General features: G+C 72.4%; 23 protein-coding genes. 7 read left to right on the top strand and 16 right to left on the bottom strand.

Annotated elements, in window-relative coordinates; translation table 11 throughout:
• Positions 1 to 3: 3 nt before the first annotated feature.
• Positions 4 to 1299, top strand: a complete 1296-nt coding sequence (locus J2S59_RS01945) for a multidrug effflux MFS transporter (protein WP_181642625.1) — start codon at positions 4 to 6, stop codon at positions 1297 to 1299.
• Here the strand turns inward: J2S59_RS01945 and J2S59_RS01940 are convergent.
• The 4 genes from J2S59_RS01940 to J2S59_RS01925 are packed head-to-tail and all read right to left on the bottom strand — an operon-like array spanning position 1241 to position 5809.
• Positions 1241 to 2644, bottom strand: a complete 1404-nt coding sequence (locus tag J2S59_RS01940) for a class II fumarate hydratase (protein WP_068124834.1) — start codon at positions 2642 to 2644, stop codon at positions 1241 to 1243. The two genes, J2S59_RS01945 and J2S59_RS01940, sit on opposite strands and share 59 nt — an antisense overlap.
• 24 nt (positions 2645 to 2668) lie before the next feature.
• On the bottom strand, positions 2669 to 3523 hold the full coding sequence (locus tag J2S59_RS01935; RefSeq protein ID WP_181642624.1) for a hypothetical protein: 855 nt from the start codon (positions 3521 to 3523) through the stop codon (positions 2669 to 2671).
• Positions 3517 to 4068, bottom strand: a complete 552-nt coding sequence (locus J2S59_RS01930; protein ID WP_181642623.1) for a hypothetical protein — start codon at positions 4066 to 4068, stop codon at positions 3517 to 3519. The genes J2S59_RS01935 and J2S59_RS01930 overlap by 7 nt, the downstream gene beginning before the upstream one ends.
• A gap of 52 nt (positions 4069 to 4120) precedes the next feature.
• A complete protein-coding gene (locus tag J2S59_RS01925) occupies positions 4121 to 5809 on the bottom strand; it encodes a fumarate hydratase (protein WP_068124828.1) in 1689 nt (562 codons plus the stop codon).
• A 52-nt stretch (positions 5810 to 5861) separates the two neighbouring features.
• Between J2S59_RS01925 and J2S59_RS01920 the strand changes: the two genes are divergently transcribed.
• Positions 5862 to 6515: a DUF1707 SHOCT-like domain-containing protein gene (locus J2S59_RS01920; RefSeq protein ID WP_068124826.1), complete on the top strand. Its 654-nt coding sequence runs from the start codon at positions 5862 to 5864 to the stop codon at positions 6513 to 6515.
• A gap of 3 nt (positions 6516 to 6518) precedes the next feature.
• Here the strand turns inward: J2S59_RS01920 and J2S59_RS01915 are convergent, their stop codons facing one another.
• Positions 6519 to 7430, bottom strand: coding sequence for an alpha/beta fold hydrolase (locus J2S59_RS01915; protein WP_068124824.1), 912 nt, complete (start codon positions 7428 to 7430; stop codon positions 6519 to 6521).
• A gap of 93 nt (positions 7431 to 7523) precedes the next feature.
• On the opposite strand from J2S59_RS01915, the gene J2S59_RS01910 reads away from it, so the two are divergent.
• The gene (locus J2S59_RS01910) at positions 7524 to 8375 is read left to right on the top strand and encodes an alpha/beta hydrolase (RefSeq protein ID WP_068124822.1); all 852 of its coding nucleotides are present in this window, start codon (positions 7524 to 7526) and stop codon (positions 8373 to 8375) included.
• Between the two features lie 27 nt (positions 8376 to 8402).
• On the opposite strand, the gene J2S59_RS01905 is transcribed toward J2S59_RS01910, so the two are convergent.
• From J2S59_RS01905 to J2S59_RS01880, 6 genes are read right to left on the bottom strand one after another with little or no spacing between them, the layout of a single operon-like run.
• Positions 8403 to 9338, bottom strand: coding sequence for a carbohydrate kinase family protein (locus J2S59_RS01905; RefSeq protein WP_306824758.1), 936 nt, complete (start codon positions 9336 to 9338; stop codon positions 8403 to 8405).
• Positions 9339 to 9348: 10 nt separating this feature from the next.
• Complete coding sequence (gene glpX, locus J2S59_RS01900; protein WP_068121271.1) at positions 9349 to 10392, bottom strand: class II fructose-bisphosphatase; 1044 nt, start codon at positions 10390 to 10392, stop codon at positions 9349 to 9351.
• A gap of 31 nt (positions 10393 to 10423) precedes the next feature.
• A complete protein-coding gene (locus J2S59_RS01895) occupies positions 10424 to 11500 on the bottom strand; it encodes a sulfate/molybdate ABC transporter ATP-binding protein (RefSeq protein WP_068121274.1) in 1077 nt (358 codons plus the stop codon).
• Positions 11497 to 12303 (bottom strand): ABC transporter permease, encoded by an 807-nt coding sequence (locus tag J2S59_RS01890; RefSeq protein ID WP_306824757.1) that lies wholly within the window; start codon positions 12301 to 12303, stop codon positions 11497 to 11499. Before J2S59_RS01890 ends, J2S59_RS01895 begins: the two co-directional genes overlap by 4 nt.
• Positions 12300 to 13079, bottom strand: coding sequence for a molybdate ABC transporter substrate-binding protein (gene modA, locus J2S59_RS01885; protein WP_181641498.1), 780 nt, complete (start codon positions 13077 to 13079; stop codon positions 12300 to 12302). The genes J2S59_RS01890 and modA overlap by 4 nt, the downstream gene beginning before the upstream one ends.
• Positions 13076 to 13471 carry a TOBE domain-containing protein gene (locus J2S59_RS01880; RefSeq protein ID WP_068116983.1) on the bottom strand — a complete coding sequence of 132 codons (396 nt, stop codon included), beginning with the start codon at positions 13469 to 13471 and terminating at the stop codon, positions 13076 to 13078. The genes modA and J2S59_RS01880 overlap by 4 nt, the downstream gene beginning before the upstream one ends.
• A gap of 98 nt (positions 13472 to 13569) precedes the next feature.
• On the opposite strand from J2S59_RS01880, the gene J2S59_RS01875 reads away from it, so the two are divergent.
• Positions 13570 to 14133 carry a DUF4245 domain-containing protein gene (locus tag J2S59_RS01875; protein WP_068116981.1) on the top strand — a complete coding sequence of 188 codons (564 nt, stop codon included), beginning with the start codon at positions 13570 to 13572 and terminating at the stop codon, positions 14131 to 14133.
• Positions 14134 to 14245: 112 nt separating this feature from the next.
• On the opposite strand, the gene J2S59_RS01870 is transcribed toward J2S59_RS01875, so the two are convergent.
• Positions 14246 to 14458: an exodeoxyribonuclease VII small subunit gene (locus J2S59_RS01870; protein WP_068116973.1), complete on the bottom strand. Its 213-nt coding sequence runs from the start codon at positions 14456 to 14458 to the stop codon at positions 14246 to 14248.
• Complete coding sequence (xseA, locus tag J2S59_RS01865) at positions 14451 to 15683, bottom strand: exodeoxyribonuclease VII large subunit (protein WP_306824756.1); 1233 nt, start codon at positions 15681 to 15683, stop codon at positions 14451 to 14453. Before xseA ends, J2S59_RS01870 begins: the two co-directional genes overlap by 8 nt.
• Positions 15684 to 15734: 51 nt before the next feature.
• Here xseA and J2S59_RS01860 point away from each other — a divergent pair, with 51 nt between their 5' ends.
• Together J2S59_RS01860 and J2S59_RS01855 are read left to right on the top strand one after the other, a co-directional pair.
• Positions 15735 to 16739: a 4-hydroxy-3-methylbut-2-enyl diphosphate reductase gene (locus J2S59_RS01860; protein WP_246360204.1), complete on the top strand. Its 1005-nt coding sequence runs from the start codon at positions 15735 to 15737 to the stop codon at positions 16737 to 16739.
• A gap of 9 nt (positions 16740 to 16748) precedes the next feature.
• Positions 16749 to 17369, top strand: a complete 621-nt coding sequence (locus tag J2S59_RS01855) for an L-threonylcarbamoyladenylate synthase (RefSeq protein ID WP_068119447.1) — start codon at positions 16749 to 16751, stop codon at positions 17367 to 17369.
• On the opposite strand, the gene J2S59_RS01850 is transcribed toward J2S59_RS01855, so the two are convergent.
• Together J2S59_RS01850 and J2S59_RS01845 are read right to left on the bottom strand one after the other, a co-directional pair.
• Positions 17336 to 17710: a DUF6542 domain-containing protein gene (locus J2S59_RS01850; protein WP_181641737.1), complete on the bottom strand. Its 375-nt coding sequence runs from the start codon at positions 17708 to 17710 to the stop codon at positions 17336 to 17338. The genes J2S59_RS01855 and J2S59_RS01850 overlap by 34 nt on opposite strands.
• A gap of 5 nt (positions 17711 to 17715) precedes the next feature.
• On the bottom strand, positions 17716 to 18717 hold the full coding sequence (locus J2S59_RS01845) for a DNA recombination protein RmuC (RefSeq protein ID WP_068119442.1): 1002 nt from the start codon (positions 18715 to 18717) through the stop codon (positions 17716 to 17718).
• 75 nt (positions 18718 to 18792) lie between these two features.
• Between J2S59_RS01845 and J2S59_RS01840 the strand changes: the two genes are divergently transcribed.
• Positions 18793 to 19395 carry a hypothetical protein gene (locus J2S59_RS01840; RefSeq protein ID WP_068119438.1) on the top strand — a complete coding sequence of 201 codons (603 nt, stop codon included), beginning with the start codon at positions 18793 to 18795 and terminating at the stop codon, positions 19393 to 19395.
• 15 nt (positions 19396 to 19410) lie between these two features.
• On the opposite strand, the gene J2S59_RS01835 is transcribed toward J2S59_RS01840, so the two are convergent.
• Positions 19411 to 20202, bottom strand: a complete 792-nt coding sequence (locus J2S59_RS01835) for an exodeoxyribonuclease III (protein ID WP_068119452.1) — start codon at positions 20200 to 20202, stop codon at positions 19411 to 19413.
• Positions 20203 to 20241 lie beyond the last annotated feature (39 nt).

Here is a 20241-nt window from a genome sequence, read left to right as displayed (position 1 = left end):
GCCATGACCGCGACTCCCGTGACCGCCTCGACGGCGGCGGAGGGCCAGCGTGAGGCGGTCCGGCGCGAGGCGGGCAAGGCGCCCCTCGGGCTGGTCCTGATCCTCGGCAGTCTCTCGGCCTTCGCGCCGATGGCAACGGACTTCTACCTTCCGGGCCTCCCCGCCATGGCGGCCGACCTCGACACGCGCGTGTCGCTGGTCCAGCTGACGCTGACCGTCTTCGTCATCGGACTGGCGCTCGGCCAGCTCGTTGTGGGCCCGCTCTCCGACGCCTGGGGCCGGCGGCGACCGCTGCTGACCGGTCTCGTCGTCTATGTCACCGGCTCGCTCGTGTGTGTCGCGGCGCCGACGGTGGAGGTGCTCATCGCCGGTCGTGTCATCCAGGCCCTCGGGGCGTCCGCCGCGATCGTGCTCTCCCGGGCGATCGTGCGCGACCTGTACTCCGGCACGACCATGACCCGGTTCTTCTCCACGCTCATGCTGGTCTCCGGGGCAGCGCCGGTGCTCGCGCCCGTGCTCGGCGCCCAGGTGATCGCGGTGAGTCACTGGCGCGTGGTCTTCGGCGTGCTGGTGCTGTTCGGTGTCGTCCTGCTCATCGCGGTCGCCCTCCGGCTGCCCGAGTCGCTCCCGCCCGCGCGGCGCCAGGAGGCGCGGCTCCTGGCCCATCTGCGGCGCTACGCGCACCTGCTGCGCGACCTGCGCTTCGTGGCCTACATCGCGATCGGGGGTCTGATGTTCGCCTCGCTGTTCGTCTACATCTCCTCCTCGCCCTTCGTGCTGCAGGAGGCGTACGGGTTCAGCGTCCGCGAGTTCAGCCTGGTGTTCGCGGTCAACGGCGCGGGAATCGTCACCGCCGGCCAGCTCAACCGGGTGCTCGTCGGGCGCTTCGCGAGTGAGCTCCGGCTGCTCGGTCTGGGCGTGGTGGTCGGGGTCGCGGCCGTGCTCACCGTGCTGGTTGCGGTGGTGCAGGACTGGACGGTCGCGGTCCTCGTCGCCGCACTCTTCCCGGCGGTGGCGGTCTTCGGGATGGTCGTCGCCAACGCCACCTCCCTCGCCCTCGCCGAGCACGCCGCCTCCGCCGGCGCCGCGTCGTCGCTGCAGGGGATGGTGCAGTTCCTGACCGCGGGCGTCGCCGCCGCGGTCGTCGGGCTCGCGGGCGAGGGCAGCGCCCTGGCGATGGCCCTGGGGATGACCGTCTGCATGGGCCTGGCGCTCGTGGTGCTGGTGGTCCTCGTGGCGCTCAGCGGGGGCGGGTCATCGCGGCCACGTCGAGCGCCTCGTCGAGCTGCGTCTCGGTGAGTGACCCGTCCTCGACGTACCCCATCGCGAGGACGGTCTCGCGGATGGTGCGTCCCTCCGCCAGCGCCCGCTTGGCGACCTTGGCGGCGTTCTCGTAGCCGATGTACTTGTTGAGCGGCGTGACGACCGACGGTGACGACTCGGCGTAGGTGCGCATCCGCTCGACGTCGGCGGTGATGCCCTCGATGCACCGGTCGGCGAGCACCCGCGTGCTGGTCGACAGCAGCCGGATCGACTCCAGCAGGTTGCGCGCGATCACCGGCAGCATCACGTTGAGCTCGAAGTTGCCGGCCGCGCCGCCGGCGGCGATCGCGGCGTCGTTGCCGACCACCTGCGCACACACCATCAAGGTCGCCTCGGGCAGCACGGGATTGACCTTGCCCGGCATGATGCTCGACCCGGGCTGCAGGTCGGGCAGGTGGATCTCGGCGAGGCCGGCGGTCGGACCCGACGACATCCAGCGCAGGTCGTTGCAGATCTTGGTCAGCGACACCGCGATGACCCGCAGCTGCCCGGACAGCTCCACGAGCGCGTCACGCGCGCCCTGGGCCTCGAAGTGGTTGCGCGCTTCGACGAACGGCAACCCGGTGTCGTCGGCGAGGTGGCCGATGGCCGCAGCGGCGAAGCCGTCGGGAGTGTTGATCCCGGTGCCGACCGCGGTGCCGCCCAGCGGCAGCTCGACCACGCGGGGCAGGGACGCCTCGACCCGCTCGATGCCGTAGCGGATCGCGGCGGCGTACCCGGAGAACTCCTGGCCGAGCATGACCGGGGTGGCGTCCATCAGGTGCGTGCGCCCCGCTTTGACGACCTCGGCGAACTCCTCGGCCTTCGCCTCGAGCGCGGTGGCGAGGTGGTCGAGCGCGGGGACGAGGTCGCTGGTGGTGGCCTCGGCAGCCGCGACGTGGATCGACGTCGGGAAGGTGTCGTTGCTCGACTGGCTGGCGTTGACGTGGTCGTTGGGGTGGACCTCCACCCCGGCACGCGCCGCGAGGGAGGCGAGCACCTCGTTCATGTTCATGTTGGAGCTCGTGCCGGACCCGGTCTGGAACACGTCGACCGGGAAGTGCGACTCCAGGCCGCCGGCGACGACCTGCTCGGCGGCGGCGACGATCGCGTCGGTCTGCTCGGTGGTGAGCACGCCGAGGGAGGCGTTGGCCTTGGCCGCGGCCGCCTTCACCCGGGCCATCGCCTGGATGTGGCGGTGCTCGAGACCTGCGCCGCTGATCGGGAAGTTCTCGATCGCCCGCTGGGTCTGGGCACGCCATAGTGCATCGGCCGGCACGCGGACCTCGCCCATCGAGTCGTGCTCGGTGCGGAACTCCTGCTCGTTGGTCGCCTCGCTCATGGCATCGACCGTACCCGCGCAGGATCAGGGGCGAACGATGCTCTGCACCTCGTCGACGTCGACCACCGTGCCCACCCAGGGACTCTCCAGCTGCGTGGGCAGTCCCGGCAGGTCCATCGGGTTGCCGTTGCGCTCGAAGCGCACGGTGTAGACGAGCCGCATCTGGGCGTCGTAGGTCGGTCTGCTCGCGCGGCGGTAGACGTGGCTGCACGCGTCGGACTGCGTGGTGACGAAGTCACACGTGAACGTCCCCGTCCCGTCGCCCGGGTCGACCTCGATCCGGTCGGGGGTGCCGACGGCGCGTACGCCGAGGGCGCCGGTGCCGACGATCTCGCCGGTAGTCGCGCCCTCGGCCCACCACCACGTGTCGAGGTTGACCAGCGTGCGGGTCTCGGGGTTGAACGACGCCTGGAAGGCCGGGGTGGCGAGCTGACCGAACGCCTGCGCGGCGGCCTCGGCGGGAGTCGGTCCGGGGTTGGGCTCGGTGGCCCAGTACCACTCGTCGTAGGTCGACCCGTCCTCGCGCCGGCAGGACTTGTAGGCGACGTGGGCGTCCTCCGACGGCTGCGGGACGCCTTCGAGCTCCCTGGGCTCCTGGACCGCGGCCGGGTTGTTGCCCCAGCAGGCACTCGTGCCCTCGCAGAACTCGTTGTAGGGCGACTGCGTCAGGTCGCAGGGGGGTGGTGCGGTGCCACCGGGGCGCGGCCCGCCCGGGGTCCCTGGACTGCCTGGTTCCGTGCAGACGTAGCGCAGCTCGTCCTCGCCGACATCGACCCACTCGCACACGAGGTCGGCGGACGCGCTTCCTACGGAGCCGACGGCCAGCAGTGCGGCGGCTCCGACGATGAGCATGCCGCGAAGGCGTGGGTGCGTCAGCACGTGATCTCCTCACCGGGCGCGCTCTCGACGACCAACCACGCGTCATCGTGCAGTTCGAGCCGGTTCAACCGAGGCCGGAAGCCCAGGTCGGGCGGGGCGACCGGTTCACCGTCGACCTCGGCACCCCAGGTGTCCTCGTTCATGCAGAACTCGACCTCCGCGGTGTCGCCGTCGACGGTCACCTGGGCGTCCCGGAACTCGGGCGCTCCCACGCGCACCAAGCCCATCTCCTTGTAGTCACCGACGCTCTTGAGCTGGCGTTCGACGATCGACCCGGTTGCGACGTCCTTGAACGGTTCGGGGGAGTCATCGGCGTTGTTCTCCGAAGCGACGTGCACCGTCCAGTACGCCTCCCATGCGGCCAGCACCGCTGCCTCCGCGTCGTCGGAGTCGGGCGGCGACGGCTCGGCGGAAGCGGTCGGCTGCGTGTCCAGTGCCGACTCTCCGTCACCGGAGCAGGCGACCACGAAGGCGAGGAGCAGAACCAGGAGGAGGGGGCCGAGAAGGCCGCGAAGCGGGCGCACCCGAGTGGCATCCGAGATCACAGCGGGCAGGTTACCGGGACCGGCGCGGGCTCGCACGGTGCCCGACCGCGCCTCAGACCTTCTCCGCGGAGCGGGTGCGGACGGTGAGCGCGATCGGCTTCTGGGTCTCGGCGAAGAAGTCGTTGCCCTTGTCGTCGACGACGATGAAGGCGGGGAAGTCCTCGACCTCGATCTTCCAGACCGCCTCCATGCCGAGCTCGGCGTACTCCAGCACGTCGACGGACTTGATGCAGTCCTGCGCGAGGCGGGCGGCGGGGCCACCGATGGAGCCGAGGTAGAAACCGCCGTGGGTCTGGCACGCGCGGGTGACCTGCACCGAGCGGTTGCCCTTGGCCAGCATCACCATCGAGCCGCCGGCCGCCTGGAACTGGTCGACGTAGGAGTCCATCCGGCCCGCCGTGGTCGGACCGAACGAGCCGGACGCGTAGCCCTCGGGCGTCTTGGCCGGACCGGCGTAGTACACGGGATGGTCCTTGAGGTACTGCGGCATCTCCTCGCCGGCGTCGAGGCGCTCCTTGATCTTGGCGTGCGCGATGTCGCGCGCCACGACCAGCGGCCCGGTCAGCGACAGCCGCGTCTTGACCGGGTGCTTCGACAGCTCGGCGAGGATCTCCGGCATCGGCCGGTTGAGGTCGATCCGCACGACGTCGTCGGAGCCGGAGACCTGGAGCTTCTCGTCGGTGGTGTCGGGCAGGTACTTCGCCGGGTCGCGGTCGAGCTCTTCGAGGAAGACGCCCTCGGCGGTGATCTTGGCCAGTGCCTGGCGGTCGGCCGAGCACGACACCGCGATCGCGACCGGGCAGGACGCTCCGTGGCGCGGCAGGCGGACCACGCGGACGTCGTGGCAGAAGTACTTGCCGCCGAACTGCGCACCGATGCCGAAGTTCTGCGTCAGCTCGAAGACCTGCTGCTCGAGGTCGAGGTCGCGGAAGCCGTGCCCGCTCATCGAGCCCTCGGTGGGCAGATGATCGAGGTAGTGCGCCGAGGCCAGCTTGGCGGTCTTCAGGGCGTGCTCGGCCGACGTGCCGCCCACGACCACCGCGAGGTGGTACGGCGGACACGCGGCCGTGCCGAGCGAGCGGATCTTCTCGTCGAGGAACTCCAGCATCCGCTGCGGGTTCAGGACGGCCTTCGTCTCCTGGTAGAGGAAGGACTTGTTGGCCGAGCCCCCGCCCTTGGCCATGAAGAGGAACTTGTAGGCCGGGTCCTCGGCCGCCGGGGTCGAGTAGAGCTCGATCTGCGCCGGCAGGTTGGAGCCGGTGTTCTTCTCCTCCCACATCGTCAGCGGCGCGAGTTGGGAGTAGCGCAGGTTGAGCTTGGTGTAGGCATCGTGCACACCGCGGCTGATCCACTCGGCGTCGTCGGCGCCGGTGAGCACGCCCTCGGACTTCTTGCCCATGACGATCGCCGTGCCGGTGTCCTGGCACATCGGCAGCACGCCACCGGCGGAGATGTTGACGTTCTTGAGCAGGTCGATCGCGACGAAGCGGTCGTTGCCCGAGGCCTCCGGGTCGTCGATGATCCGCCGCAGCTGCGCGAGGTGGGCCGGGCGCAGAAAGTGGGCGATGTCGTGCATCGCCTCGGCGGTGAGCATCCGCAGGACCTCCGGGTCGACCTGGAGGAACGGCCGGCCGCCCACGTCGATGGTGCGAACACCCTCGGTGGTCAGCAACCGGTAGGGCGTGGGGTCCTCGCCGATCGGGAGCAGGTCGGAGTAGCGGAACTCGGGGGCGGTGCTCATGAGAGCGGAGCGTAGTCCTCGCCCGCGGCGCCCTGATCGTTAGGCTGCTCTCATGTCCGGCCCGCTCGAACCCCATCCCGCGAACCTCCGCATCTCCGACGCGGACCGGCACGCCGTCTCCGAAGCACTGCGCGACGCGGCTGCCGAGGGCCGGATCGACCTCGAGGAGCTCGAGGAGCGGCTGGAGCAGACCTACGCCGCCAAGACGTACGGCGACCTGGTCCCGATCACCGCCGATCTGCCGGGTCCCGACGCGGTGAGCCTGCCGGTGGTCCGGCCCGGGAGCGCCCCGCGTCAGCGGGCGACCGGCTTGGAGCCCTCCTACAACTCGTCGTTCTCGATGATGGGCGAGGTCACGCGCAAGGGTGTCTGGCTGATGCCGGAGACCCACAACGCGGTCGCGATCATGGCCGGCGCGACGATCGACCTGCGCGAGGCGGTCTTCGCCGAGCGTGAGGTCGTCATCAACGCCACCTCGATCATGGCCGGCATCGACATCTACGTGAACGCCCACACCCGCGTGATCGTCGAAGGCGTCGGCATCATGGGTGACTTCTCGGAGGCCCGGGACAAGGTGCCGGCGGAGCTCACGGCCGACTCACCGACCGTGCGGGTGAAGGGCATGGCGCTGATGGGAGCGGTCACCGTCCAGCGTCGGCCGATGCCGGGCGAGAAGAAGCAGCGCCGTCTCGGGAAGCCCCGCTGAGTCTCAGGCCCGGTCCGCCGTACGCCGGATGACGTCGACGAACGTGTCGTAGAGCTCCGGCGGCAGGTCGTGGCCCATGCCCTCGATGGTCACGAGCTCGGCGTGCGGGATGGCGTGGGCCGTCGCGCGCCCGCCCGTGGGGTGGATCATCCGGTCGGACAGGCCGTGGATGACCGCGGCCGGAATGCGCAGCGAGCGCAGCTGGGAGGTGCGGTCGGACTGGGTGAGCACGGCGAGCATGTGCCGCAGCACCCCGTCGTTGTGGATCCCGCGGGCGTAGGTCTCGCGCGCCATCGCGCGGGACACCTCGGGGTCGGCGGGGAAGCCGGGCGAGCCGATCAGCCGGTCCATGCGCACCGTGCCCTCGACGTACGCCTCCTCGCCCGCCCTGCGCGGGGCGATCAGCACCGGGAGCAACCGCGGGTCCTGCCAACCGACCGTCCGGCGCCCGGTGGTCGACATGATCGAGGTCAGGCTGCGCACGCGGCGGGGGTGCTGAACGGCGACCGTCTGGGCGATCATGCCGCCCATGGAGACGCCCGCGACGTGGGCGGAGTCCCACCCGAGGTGGTCCATGAGCGCGACCGCGTCGGACGCCAGATCCCCGATGCCGTACGGCGCACGCACCCGGCGCCCCAGGAACGCCCGCACCAGCATCGCGCGGGTCACCTTCTGCGTCAGCACGGTCGAACGGCCCGTGTCGCGGTTGTCGTAGCGCACCACGTGGAAGCCGCGGTCGGCCAGCTGCTCGCACAGCTCGGCGGACCACCAGTTCATCGGGCCACCCAGCCCCATGACGAGCAGCAGCGGGTCGCCGTCCGGGTCGCCGTAGCTCTGGTAGCACAGGTCGACGCCCGTGCTCAGGGGCGCGACCAGCTCGGCGGACGCCGGGACCGGTCCGGATGCGGGGGACATGGCGTCAGCCTAGGGGGCGGGCGCAGGTCACCGAACGGTCACAGGGCGGGAGTTCTGCGCGTGATCGCGGTCACAGTTGGGTAGCGTCCGGCCATGGTGAACCCGATCGGTGCCCAGTTCCTGCCCGAAGGCTTCGCAGGCCCGCGCGGGCTGCGCGCGCTGGCGCGGGAGGGGTTCCTCGTCGAGCTCGGGCACTACGTCGCCCGTCGCCGCACCACCTCCCGCGCGCGCAAGGGCACGCCGTACGCCGGCCGGGAGGTCGCGCGTGCCGCGCAGCCGGTCGTGCTCATGCCTGGCTTCATGGCCGGTGATGCCACGCTCGCGCTGCTGGGCCGCAGCCTGCGGGAGGAGGGCTACCGGACCTACCGCGCGCAGGTGCACGCCAACGTCGGGTGCACCCGTGAGGCCGCCGACAACCTGGAGCGCCGCATCGAGGCGATCGCGCTGCGCCGCAACCGCAAGGTCGCGATCGTCGGGCACAGCCTCGGCGGGATGATCGCCCGCGGTCTCGCCGCGCGCCGCCCCGACCTCGTCAGCGGCATCGTCACCATGGGCAGCCCGATGCTCGCGCCCGCCGCCGTCCACCAGGCGCTGGCCTGGGACCTGCAGGTGTTGCTGACCCTGAGCCGCGCCGGCATCGGCGGGCTGATGCGCGCCGAGTGCGTCGCCGGCGCGTGCGCCGAAGGCAGCTTCAACGAGTCGCGGCTCGAGCTTCCCGGAGGGGTCGGCTTCACTGCGATCTATTCCAAGCGCGATGGCATCGTCGACTGGCGCGGCTGCATCGACCCGTCCGCCGAGGCCGTCGAGGTCTGGGCCAGCCACCTCGGGATGATCCTCGACCCGCGGGTCTTCGACGAGGTGTCGACCGCGCTGCGTTCGTTCGCCACCGAGGTGCCCGGCCAGATGCCGGAGCTGCCCGCCGCCCGGATCGCCTGCGCCGGCTGAGTCGCTGAGTCGTCTGAGCAGGCACGCTCAGAGCTCGTGGTGCCACGGCGGGTCCGCGCCCGCCCGCGTGACCGTCACGCGCGCCGCGGCGTCGGCGTACGCGACTAGGTCCTCCAGCTCCGTGAAGTTCCCGGGCTGGGGGAGGGCTGATGCGCCGCGACGCAGCCGCCCGGCGACGTGGGCGAGCAGCGCGGCCATGAAGGAGTCGCCGGCGCCGACGGTGTCGGCGACCTCGACCGGCGGGCCGCCCGGGAATCGGCGTACGCCGTCGCGGTCGGCGACCACGCATCCGCGCGGCCCGGCGGTGACGACGACCAACTGGGTCCGTCCGCGAAGCAGCGCTCGCGCGACGGCTTCGACCGGGTCGCCGGGGACGCCCAGCGCGCTCGCGAGGAAGGACGCGTCCTCGTCGCTGAGCTTCACGAGGTCGCAGCGTGCGGCGACCGCCTGCGTGCGCCGCCAGGCGGCGTCCGGGTCACCGACGAAGGGGGCGCGGATGTTGGGGTCGAAGCTGGTGAACGCGCCGCGCGCCACCGCCTCCTCGAGGAGTACGTCGACCCCCGCCGCGCCCGGGGCGAGGTAGGCCGCGATCGAGCCGCAGTGGAAGAGGCCGACCTTGTCGAGGTCGGCGGCGTCTCGGTCGGGGTCGGGCGCGAGCGACCAGGCGACGTCGAACGTGTAGCCGGCGACGCCGTCGGCGTCCAGGAGCACGGTCGCGGTGCTGGTCCGCCGGGCGTCATCGGCGCGGACGGTGACACCGGAGGCCCGCGCGTGCGCACGGATGCGCTCGCCGTCGGCGTCTGCCGCCAGCTCGGTCACCAGCGTGGTCGTGACCCCCAGCCGGCTCAGGCCGACCGCGACGTTGAGCGGCGAGCCGCCCGGCACCCGGTCCCGGCCGTGGGGGCCGAGGACGTCGACGAGCGCCTCACCGACGACCAGGGCGAGCGGGTCCGGCGCGGGCACCGGCATTGGCTCAGTGCTCCAGGTCGACCGCCGCGTAGGCCCGCAGCTTGGTGAGCTTGTGCTCGGAGGTGATGGTGCGGATCGTGCCGCTGCGCGAGCGCATCACGAGCGAGTGGGTGGTGGCGCCGCCGGCGTAGTAGCGCACGCCCTTGAGCAGCTCGCCGTCGGTGATGCCGGTGGCGACGAAGAAGACGTCGTCACCACTGACCAGGTCGTCGTTGGTGAGCACGTGGTCGGCGTCGAGGTTGTGGCCGGCGTCGAGCGCGCGCTGGCGCTCCTCGTCGTCGATGGGCCACAACCGGCCCTGGATGGTGCCGCCGAGCGCCTTCATGGCGCAGGCGGTGATGATCCCCTCGGGCGTGCCGCCGACGCCCATCAGCATGTCGACCCCCGTGTCGGCACGGGCCGCCATGATCGCGCCGGCGACATCGCCGTCGCTGATGAACTTGATCCGTGCGCCGGTGGCGCGGATCTCGTCGACCAGCTGCTCGTGGCGCGGGCGGTCGAGCAGGCAGACGGTGATGTCGGAGGCGCTGGAGCGGCGGGCCTTGGCGACGCGGTCGATGTTCTCCGCCACCGGCAGCCGGATGTCGACGACGTCGGCGGCCTCGGGGCCCACGACGAGCTTCTCCATGTAGAAGACGGCCGAGGGGTCATACATCGTGCCGCGCGGCGCCACGGCCATCACCGACACGGCGTTGGTCATGCCCTTGGCGGTGAGCGTCGTGCCGTCGATCGGGTCGACGGCGACGTCGCACTCCGGTCCGCTGCCGTCGCCGACGCGCTCGCCGTTGTAGAGCATCGGGGCGTCGTCCTTCTCGCCCTCGCCGATAACGACGGTGCCGTTCATCCCGACGGTCGCGATCAGCTGGCGCATGGCCTCGACTGCGACGCCGTCGGCGCCGTTCTTGTCACCGCGTCCGACCCACCGTCCGGCCGCCATCGCGGCGGCCTCGGTGACGCGCACCAGCTCGAGGGCGAGGTTGCGGTCCGGGGCGTGGGTGGGGGTGGCCAGGCCGGGGGGCGTCGTCGCGTCGTTCGTCTCGGGCGGCATGGCCGCACCCTACTGGCCGCACGCGGCGCGCTCACCCCGCGGCGTACGTCGTGACCTCGGTGGCCTTGAGCGCCGCCCACACGCGCCGACCGGGCACGAGCCCGAGGTCGGTCGCGCTCAGGGGCGTCACGTCGGCGATGAGGTCCTGCTCCTCGCCGGCCAGCGTGAGCTGGACCCGCAGCGCACCGCCGTGCGGGGCGAGCGAGCGGACCTCCACCGGCCACCGGTTGCGCATGGACCCGGCGGGCTCGTCGTGGTGCAGGGCGACGGCGGCCGGGGGGAAGGACGCCAGGGACGGTCCGCGCGGGGTCTCGACGGCGACGAGCTCGGTGCCGCCGGGCAGGACGAGCCGGTCGCCGGTGCCCTCGCCGCGGAGCACGTTGAGGCCGACCAATCGCGCGACGTGGGCGGTCTGGGGGTGACGCGACACCTCCGTGGGTGATCCCTCCTGCACGACCCGGCCTCCGTCGAGGACCAGCACGCGGGTGGCGAGGGTGAGGGCGTCGAGTGCGTCGTGGGTGACCAGGACGCACACCCCGTCGTACGCCGTGAGGTGGGCGGCGAGCTCGATGCGCAGGGCGGTGGCGACGCGCACGTCGAGGGCGGTGAGCGGCTCGTCGAGCAGCAGCACCGCTGGGCGGGGTGCGAGCGCGCGGGCGATGGCGACGCGCTGGGCCTGGCCGGCGGAGAGCTCGTGCGGGCGACGGTCGGCGAGGTCGGCGACGCCGAAGCGCTCCAGCCACGCGTGGGCCGTCGCTGCCGCGTCGCGGCGCCGGACACCGCGCGAGCGCAGCCCGAAGGCGACGTTGGCGGCGGCATCGAGGTGGGGGAAGAGCTGCTGGCCGGAGAACACCACCCCGAGATCGCGCTCCGGCACGGGTCGGTGGGTCCAGTCCTGGTCGTGGACGCGCACGCAGCCGTCGTCCAGACCGACGAGGCCGGCGAGGGCACTCAGCACGGTCGTCTTCCCCGCGCCGTTGGGGCCGATGACCGCGACGACGTCGCCGGCGTCGGCGCGCAGCCGGACATCCGTGCGGTGGCCGGGGCGCGCGACGACGACGCGGGCGTCGAGGGCGTGGCTGTCGGGGGTGCTCGTCGGTCTGCTCACCGGCCTGCTCCGAGCCAGCGGTCGCGCAGCAGGACCAGCACGGCGAGGCTGAGCGCGAGCATCACCAGGCTCAGTCCGTACGCCGCGCTCGGGTCGTCCTGGAGGCGGGTGTAGACCAGCAGCGGCATCGTCTGGGTCGCGCCGGGGAAGTTGCCGGCGAAGGTGATGGTGGCGCCGAACTCGCCGAGCGAGCGGGCCCAGGCGAGCACGGTGCCGGCAGCGATGCCGGGCAGCGCGAGGGGGAGGGTCACGCGTCGGAAGGTCGTCCACCGCCGGGCGCCCAGGGTGGCCGCCACCGCGTCGTACCGCTCGCCCTGCGTGTGCAGCGTGCCCTCGACCGCCAGGACGAAGAACGGCAGCGCCACGAACGTGTGGGCGACGACGACGGCCGCGGTGGTGAAGGGCAGGGAGACGCCGAAGGCGTCACGCAGCGGTCCGCCGAGCAGGCCGTTGCGACCGAAGCCTCCGAGCAGGGCGACACCGCCGACCACGGGCGGCAGTACGAGCGGCACGGTGAGCACGGCGCGCAGGAGCCGGCATCCACGGAACCGCCCGCGGGCCAGGAGCCAGGCCAGCGGCAGCCCCAGGAGCAGGCAGACCACCGCCGTGAGGGTCGAGGTGGTGACCGACAGGAGCAGTGCTCGGCGGACGTCGGGCTCGCCCAGCAGGGAGGAGAGGTCGCGCCACGGGCTGCGGGCGAGCAGGCCGACCATCGGCAGCACGACCACGGCCGTGCCGAGCAGGGCGGGGACCAGCAGCAGCGGGGGGATCCGCCCGAGGGCGGGAGGGACGTCGCGGCTCACGGCCGAGCCGGTCCGAACCCACGGCGCGCCAGCACCCGCTGCCCCTCGGCCGACAGGACCAGGTCCGTCCACGCGCGGGCGAGGTCGGGCTCGGGTGCCTCGGCGAGCGCCGCGATCGGGTAGTCGTTGAGCAGGCCCGCCGCGCCCGGCACCTCGAAGGTCCGCACGGCGTCGCCCGCTGCTGCCGCATCGGTGGCGTAGACCATCCCGGCGTCGGCCTCCCCGAGCAGCACCTTGGTGAGGACCGCCTTGACGTCGACCTCGAGGCTCGCGGGGTCCGACTCGATGCCGTTGACGTCGAGCAGCTCACGGCTGATCGCACCACAGGGCGCCGACTCCACGCAGACGACGTACGTCGTGCCCATGATGTCGGCGAACTCGGTGATCCCGATGTCCGCGTCGGCGGGGGTCACCAGCACCATCGCGTTGGTCGCGAAGACCTCCGCCTCGGCGGCGAGGGCGCCGGCGTCCGCGGCGGTCCGCATCGTTCGCAGGTCAGCGGTCGCGAGCACGTCGGCAGGCGCACCCTCCACTGCCTGCTGGGCCAGGGTGGCGCTGGAGTCGAGCGAGAGCCGCACGTCGACCCCGGGGTTCGCGTCCTCGAAGACCTCCGCCAGCTCGCCGAAGCTCTCGCTCAGCGAGGCGGCCGCGAGCACGACCAGGGTGCGGTCGTCGGTGCCGGACCCACCGGTGCCACCGCACCCGGTGAGCGCGGCCAGCAGGGGGGCGGCGAGCAGGGTGGCCGCCAGGACGGGCCCGCGGCGTACGGACCTCACGGGCGCTCCACCACGACGCTGGTGGACTTGACCGACGCGATCGCGACGACGCCGGGCTCCAGACCGAGCTCGTCGGCCGCCTCGGCACTCATGAGCGAGACCACGCGGTAGGGCCCGCAGGTCAGCTCGACCTGCGCCATCACGGTGTCCTTGCGGACGTCGGTCACGATGCCGCGCAGCCGGTTGCGGGCGCTCACCGACCCGCGCCGCAGGCCAGCGGCGTGGGGGTCGTCGGCGAGCTCGCGGGCGAGGCGCGCGAGGTCGGGGCCGTGCACGCTGGCCCGCCCATCGGGGCCGGGAGCGATCTCCACCCGCCCGGCCTCACCCCAGCGGCGTACGGTGTCGTCGCTCACGCCCAGCAGGTCGGCAGTCTCGGAGATGCGGTAGTACACAGGCTGAAACTACCGCATCTGCGGAAGGTATTCGGCTGCCTTGGCTCCGCGGCTGCGCTGACGCGGACCCCTGTGCGCGTCGGGCTAGGATCGCCGCCGTGAGTGCACCGCAGCCCGCTGGGCGTCCCGGCCGCTACCAACGGTCGACCCCGGCGCTGATCGGGTCGCTGATCGTGGTGCTCGCCGGCGTCGGGCTCTTCGTCGGCTTCCGCAGCCTGGTGCGCGACGACGTGCAGGTCGACCCGCGGGCGCTGAACGAGCAGGAGTACGCCGCGGTCCTTTCGGCCGCACGCGACCAGGTCCCCGCAGTCGCGCCCAACGCGCTGCCGGAGGACTGGATCACCACGAGCATGCGCTTCACGCCGGAGCCGACACCGCGCTTCCACCTCGGGATGCTGACCGACGAGCGCCGCTACGTCGGCGTCGAGCAGTCCCGGGCCGCGGTCGAGCGGATGGTCAGCACGCACGTCGACGCCGATGCGGTGCCCGGCGACGACGTCGAGGTCACCGACGGCGAGCTCGCCGGCACCTGGCAGTCGTGGACCGACGACGGCGGCGACTTCGCCCTGACCCGGACCTTCGAGGACACCACCGTCCTCGTCGTCGGCACCGCCGGCGCGGACACCATCACCGCCCTCGCCGCCTCCCTCACGACGGATTGAGTGGCGGCAGTTTCACCGCCCGACTAACGACACGCCCGCTCGTCGAACGAAACTGACGCCTCCGGCGCCCGGTTTCGTTAGTCGGGCGGTGAAACTTGTGACGGGTGGGACGTCAGTCGTCGGCGGCGTCCTCGGCGAGGACTGCGTCGAGCCGCGCGCGTGCGCCCTCGAGCCAGCGCTCGCAGATGCGCGCCAGCTCCTCCCCGCGCTCCCACAGCCGCAGCGACTCCTCGAGGTCGGTGCCGCCGGCCTCGAGCGCCCGGACCACCTCGACCAGCTCGTCGCGGGCCTGCTCGTAGCCCAGCTCGCTGGGGGACTCACTCATCGGTGCTCTCCTCGATCAGTCGGACGTCGTCGATGGTCGCGCCCAGCTCGGCGCCGGCGACCCGGATGCGGACACCCGTGCCCGGCTCGGCGTCCGCGCCGACCAGGTGGCCGTCGGCGGTGCGGACCACGGCGTACCCACGCTGCAGGGTGGCCAGCGGCGACAGCGACCGGACCCGGGCACGCTGGTGCTCGAGATCGGCGGCGCGTGCCTCGAGGCGTACGCCGAGGGCCCGGCGCCCGCGGTCGCGCAGGTCGCGCACGGCCTGTCGGCGCTCCATGAGTCCCGCCCGCGGGTCGGCGAGGACGGGTCGGCTGCGGAGATCGGCGACCGCACGCTGCTCTCGGTCGAGGCGGGTCACCACGGCGCGCCGCACCCGGTCGCGCGCCTGTCGGACGCGCGCGAGCTCCTCGACGACGTCGGGGACGACCAGCTTGGCGGCGTCGGTCGGCGTCGAGGCACGCACGTCGGCGACGAGGTCGAGCAGCGGGTTGTCCTGGTCGTGGCCGATCGCCGAGACGATCGGGGTGCGGCAGGCCGAGACCACCCGCAACAGCCCCTCGTCGGAGAACGGCAGCAGGTCCTCGACCGAGCCGCCGCCGCGGGCGATCACCAGCACGTCGACGGACGGGTCGGCGTCGAGCGCGCGGACGGCCTCGATCACCTCGGCCGCCGACCGTGGGCCCTGCATGGCGGCGTACCGCACGGCGAACTGCACCGCCGGCCAGCGGCGCCGGGCGACCTCGAGCACGTCGCGCTCCGCGGCCGACGAGGGTGCCGTGACGAGCCCCACGGTGCCGGGCAGGAACGGCAGCGGCCGCTTGCGGGCGCGGTCGAAGAGGCCCTCCGCGGCGAGCAGCTGGCGGCGCTGCTCCAACCGGGCGAGCAGGTCGCCGAGTCCGACCGTGCGGATGTCGCGCGCGGCCATCGAGAAGGTGCCGCGGTTGGGGTAGAACGACGGCTTCGCCTGGATCACGACGCTCGCGCCCTCGACCACCGGGGGGTTGAGGGCGTCGTACAACGAGCGCGGGCAGGTCACCGTCAGCGAGATGTCGGCGATCGGGTCGCGCAGGGTCATGAAGACCGTCTGCGTGCCCTGGCGGCGGTTGACCTGGGCGACCTGGCCCTCGACCCAGACGACGCCGAGTCGCTCGACCCACTGCCCGACGGCCAGGGCGATCTGGCGGACGGGGGCGGGAGCGGCGAGCGAGGTCTCGAGGGCCACGCGCGGAGCCTACGAGATGGCGCGTGGCCAGCCGCGACCTACGATGGAGTCATGACCTCCGCAGATCTCGGCATGCCGCCTGTCCTCGACCCGGTCCACGCTGACCGCGCCGTGCGGTTGGCCGCGCCCCGGGGCTACTGCGCGGGTGTCGACCGCGCGGTGATCACGGTCGAGAAGGCGCTGGAGCTGTACGGCGCACCGGTCTACGTCCGCAAGCAGATCGTCCACAACAAGCACGTCGTGGCCAACCTCGAGCAGCGCGGCGCGATCTTCGTCGAGGAGGTCGCCGAGGTGCCCGAGGGCGCGACCGTCGTCTTCTCCGCCCACGGCGTCTCACCCGAGGTGCATCGGCAGTCGGCCGAGCGCAACCTCAAGACGATCGACGCCACCTGCCCGTTGGTGACCAAGGTCCACCACGAGGCGCGCCGCTTCGCCAGCGACGACTACGACATCCTGCTCATCGGCCACGAGGGCCACGAGGAGGTCGAGGGCACCGCTGGCGAGGCCCCCGAGCACATCCAGCTCGTGCAGACCCCCGAGGACGTCGCGACCATCCAGGTGCGCGACCCCGAGCGCGTCGCCTGGCTGTCGCAGACCACGCTGTCGGTCGACGAGACCATGACGATCGTCGCCGCGATCCGCGAGCGCTTCCCTGCGCTGCTCGACCCGCCGTCCGACGACATCTGCTACGCCACCCAGAACCGTCAGCAGGCCGTCAAGACGATCGCCCCCGACGCCGACCTGGTGATCGTGGTGGGCTCGACGAACTCCTCCAACTCCGTCCGCCTCGTCGAGGTGGCCCTCGAGCAGGGCGCCAAGGCGGCGTACCTCGTCGATGACGCCGGCGAGATCGACGAGGCGTGGCTCGACGGCGTGCGCACCGTCTCGGTGAGCTCGGGCGCCTCCGTCCCCGACGACCTGGTCGACGGCGTGCTGGCCTACCTCAGCGAGCGCGGCTTCCCCGACGCCGAGGCCGTCCGCACCGCGGAGGAGTCGCTCATCTTCGCCCTTCCGCCGGAGCTGCGCCGCGACATGCGCGCCGCCGGCATCCGCTGAGCGGCCCCGATGGCGCGCTACTTCGACATCCACCCGGTCGACCCACAGCCGCGGCTGATCGGACAGGTCGTCGAGCTGCTGCGCGACGGCAGCCTCATCGCCTACCCGACCGACTCCTGCTACGCGCTGGGCATCGCGCTGGACAACCGCGACGGACTGGAGCGGATCCGCTCGATCCGCCAGCTCGACGCCAAGCACCACTTCACGCTGGTCTGCGCCGACTTCGCCCAGCTCGGGCAGTTCGTCCACGTCGACAACGCGTCGTTCCGGATGGTCAAGGCGGCCACCCCGGGGCAGTACACCTTCATCCTCCCGGCCACCGGCGAGGTGCCGAAGCGGTTGATGCACCCGAAGAAGCGCACCGTCGGCGTCCGCATCCCCGAGCACCGCGTGACCCAGGCGATCCTCAGTGAGCTCGGGGAGCCGCTGCTGTCGTCGACGCTGCTGCTGCCCGACGCCGACGAGCCGATGACCCAGGCGTGGCAGATCGACGACGAGATCGGCCACCTGCTCGACGCCGTCATCGACGGCGGTGACTGCGGGGCGGAGCCGACCACCGTGGTCGACCTCTCCGACGGCGTCCCCGAGGTCGTGCGTCAGGGCGCGGGGGACACCAGCCGCTTCGAGTGACCCTGTCGGCGTACGACGAGGGCACCCAGCGTCAGCGCGTAGCCGACGGTCAGGGCGACCGCGTGCCCGGCAAGTCCGCTCACTGTCGCCTGGACGAGGCCGTCGCCGGCATCGGCGACCGTCGCGGGCGCGAACGCGGCCAGGACGAGGCACAGCGCGAGCAGTGCCAGCGGGGGAGCGATGCCGACGACGAAGAAGTCGCCCGGCCGGGCCGCCAGCGCGGTCATCAGGCAGGTGGTGATGAAGACCAGGTCGAAGAGCATGCCGATCCGGTCGGTCAGGGTGATGTCGAGCGCAGCAACGGTCACGAGGACGGCGGCGGCGTGCGCCAGGACGCTCACGCGGCTCACCGTACGCGCGTGACCTGCGTGATCGGCGCAGGCGCGTCGAGATCTTCTGCGCTCGGGTCGAGCTCGCCGAAGCGCCGCGCGGTGACCAGGACGCGGCGCTCGTAGGACCCGATGGCGTCGTTGTAGCTCCCCACGGCCGAGCCCAGCGCGCGGCCGAGCCGCTCGAAGTGCCCGTTGAGCGTCGCGAGCCGCGCGTGCAGCGTGCTGCCGAGGGCGTGGATCTCCCGTGCGGTCTGCGCCAGCGACTCCTGGGTCCAGGCGTGCGCGACCGTGCGCAGCAGCGCGATGAGGGTCGTCGGCGTCGCGATGACGACGTTGCGCGCCGCGGCGTACTCCAGAAGTCCGTCGTCGCCCTCGAACGCGGCGGACAGGAACGACTCCCCGGGCACGAAGAGGACGACGAACTCGCACGAGTCGGGCAGCCCGCGCCAGTAGGCCTTCGCCGTGAGCTGGTCGACGTGGCGGCGCAGCTGGTGGGCGTGGCGGCGCAGGTGGGCGAGCTGCTCGTCCTCGTCGATCGCCGACGTCGCGTCGAAGAACGCGTCGAGGGGGACCTTGGCGTCGACCACGACACTGCGTCCGCCGGCGAGGTGGACCACCAGGTCAGGCCGCTGCCGGGCGCCCTCGTCGTCAGCGACGCTCACCTGCTCTGTGAAGTCGCAGTGCGCGACCATGCCGGCCAGCTCGACGGTGCGGCGCAGGTGGAGCTCACCCCAGCGGCCGCGGACCGCCGGTCGCCGCAGCGCGGTCGACAGCGTCGCCGTCTCGCGTCGGAGCAGGTCGACCTGGGCGTGCAGCTCGCCCTGCAGGCCCGCCCGCTCCCGCTCCAAGGCCTGCATCTGCGCGCTCAGCCGCTCCAGCCCCGCGTGGACGTCGGGCACACTCGCGCCCGGCGTCCGCGCGCCCCGGTGGAGACCGAGGAGGTAGCCGACCGCGGCCGCCAGCGCAGCAACCACGACCATCACCACGACCACCAACGTCACCTGTGAGATGCCCATGCAGTGATGGTGGACCCTGGCACCGACAGTGGGCGGGATCGCCGCGCTGCCCACACATGGGTTAGAACTGAGAGCATGCATCGACGCGCCCCCCTCCCGGCCCGGCTCCTCGCCCCCGCCCTCGCGCTCACCGCGGCGGTGGCGCTGGCCGCGTGCAGCGGCGATGCCGACGAGGCGCCCGACGACGACCTCGAGCCGAGCCTCGCGACCCCGAGCGGCTCGGGCGACGCCGTTCCCCTCCCGGAGGACGAGACCGACCCGTTGGCGATCGAGACCTACCAGGTCTGCCTGCCGATCGGGCCGCTCGGTCAGGACGTGCTGCTGCGCGAGGAGTACCTCGAGCCCAGCGAGGACGTCACCCTCGAGTCCGTCGACGCGGTCGGGGCGGACGGCTTCGAGCTCGTCGATGCCTGGGTCTCGGCCGCCGAGCAGGACCCGGGCGGCTTCTTCGACACGATGCCGCCCAGCGGTGAGGGGGTCCAGCCCGGCTACGCCTGGGCCGAGCGCCAGCCGGCCGTCGGCGCCGAGCTGACCGCCGATCGGGGCTACCACCTGTTCGTCCACCTGCGCCACGGCGGCTCCGGCGAGGTGGGCGGCATCCGCCTCGGCTACACCAGCGGCGGGGACAGCTTCGAGGCGGCGACCACCAACCGGTACGTCGCGGGCCGGGGCTGCTGACGGAGCCAGCCGACGTCAGTCGCCCAGCTCGACGACGACGGGCGCGTGGTCGCTGGCACCCTTGCCGGCTCGCTCCTCGCGATCGACGAACGCGCCCGTGACCCGCGCGGCCACGGCCGGCGTACCCAGCAGGAAGTCGATGCGCATGCCGCGGTTCCGCTCGAAGCGCTGCCGGTAGTAGTCCCAGTAGGTATAGGTGTCCGGCTCGGGGGTGTGCGGGCGGGCCAGGTCGGCGTACCCGGCGTCGAGGAAGGCGCGGAACGCCGCGCGCTCGGGCTCGGTGACGTGGGTGCTTGTGCGGAACTGCGTGATGTCGAAGACGTCGTCGTCGGTGGGGGCGACGTTCCAGTCGCCGGCGATGACGACCTGGGCCTCGGCGTCGGCGTCCAACCAGCTCGCGGCCTGGACACGCAGCGCGTCCAGCCAGCTGAGCTTGTAGTCCATGTGAGGGTCGCCGACCTTGCGGCCGTTGGGCACGTAGATCGACCAGAGGCGTACGCCGCCACAGGTCGCGCCGATGGCACGCGCCTCGGGCGCCACCGGGTCGCCGTACCCCGGCATCTCGGGGAACCCGGACTCGACCTCGGCCAGCCCGACGCGGGAGACGATCGCGACGCCGTTCCACTGGTTCAGGCCGTAGGTCGCGACCTCGTAGCCCAGCGCCTGCAGGCCCATCGTCGGCCACTGGTCGTCGCGGGCCTTGGTCTCCTGCAGGCAGACCACGTCGATCTCGTGACGGGTCAGGAACGCCTCGAGGCGGTCGATGCGGGAGCGGACGGAGTTGACGTTCCAGGTGGCGATGCGCACGACGGCCACCCTAGGGGCGGCCTCCGACCGCGTCGGTAG

Source organism: Nocardioides massiliensis (genome assembly GCF_030811215.1).
Classification (GTDB): Bacteria; Actinomycetota; Actinomycetes; order Propionibacteriales; family Nocardioidaceae; genus Nocardioides_A; species Nocardioides_A massiliensis.
Note: the sequence above shows the minus strand (reverse complement) of the source record. Positions and strands in the feature narration are given on the sequence as shown.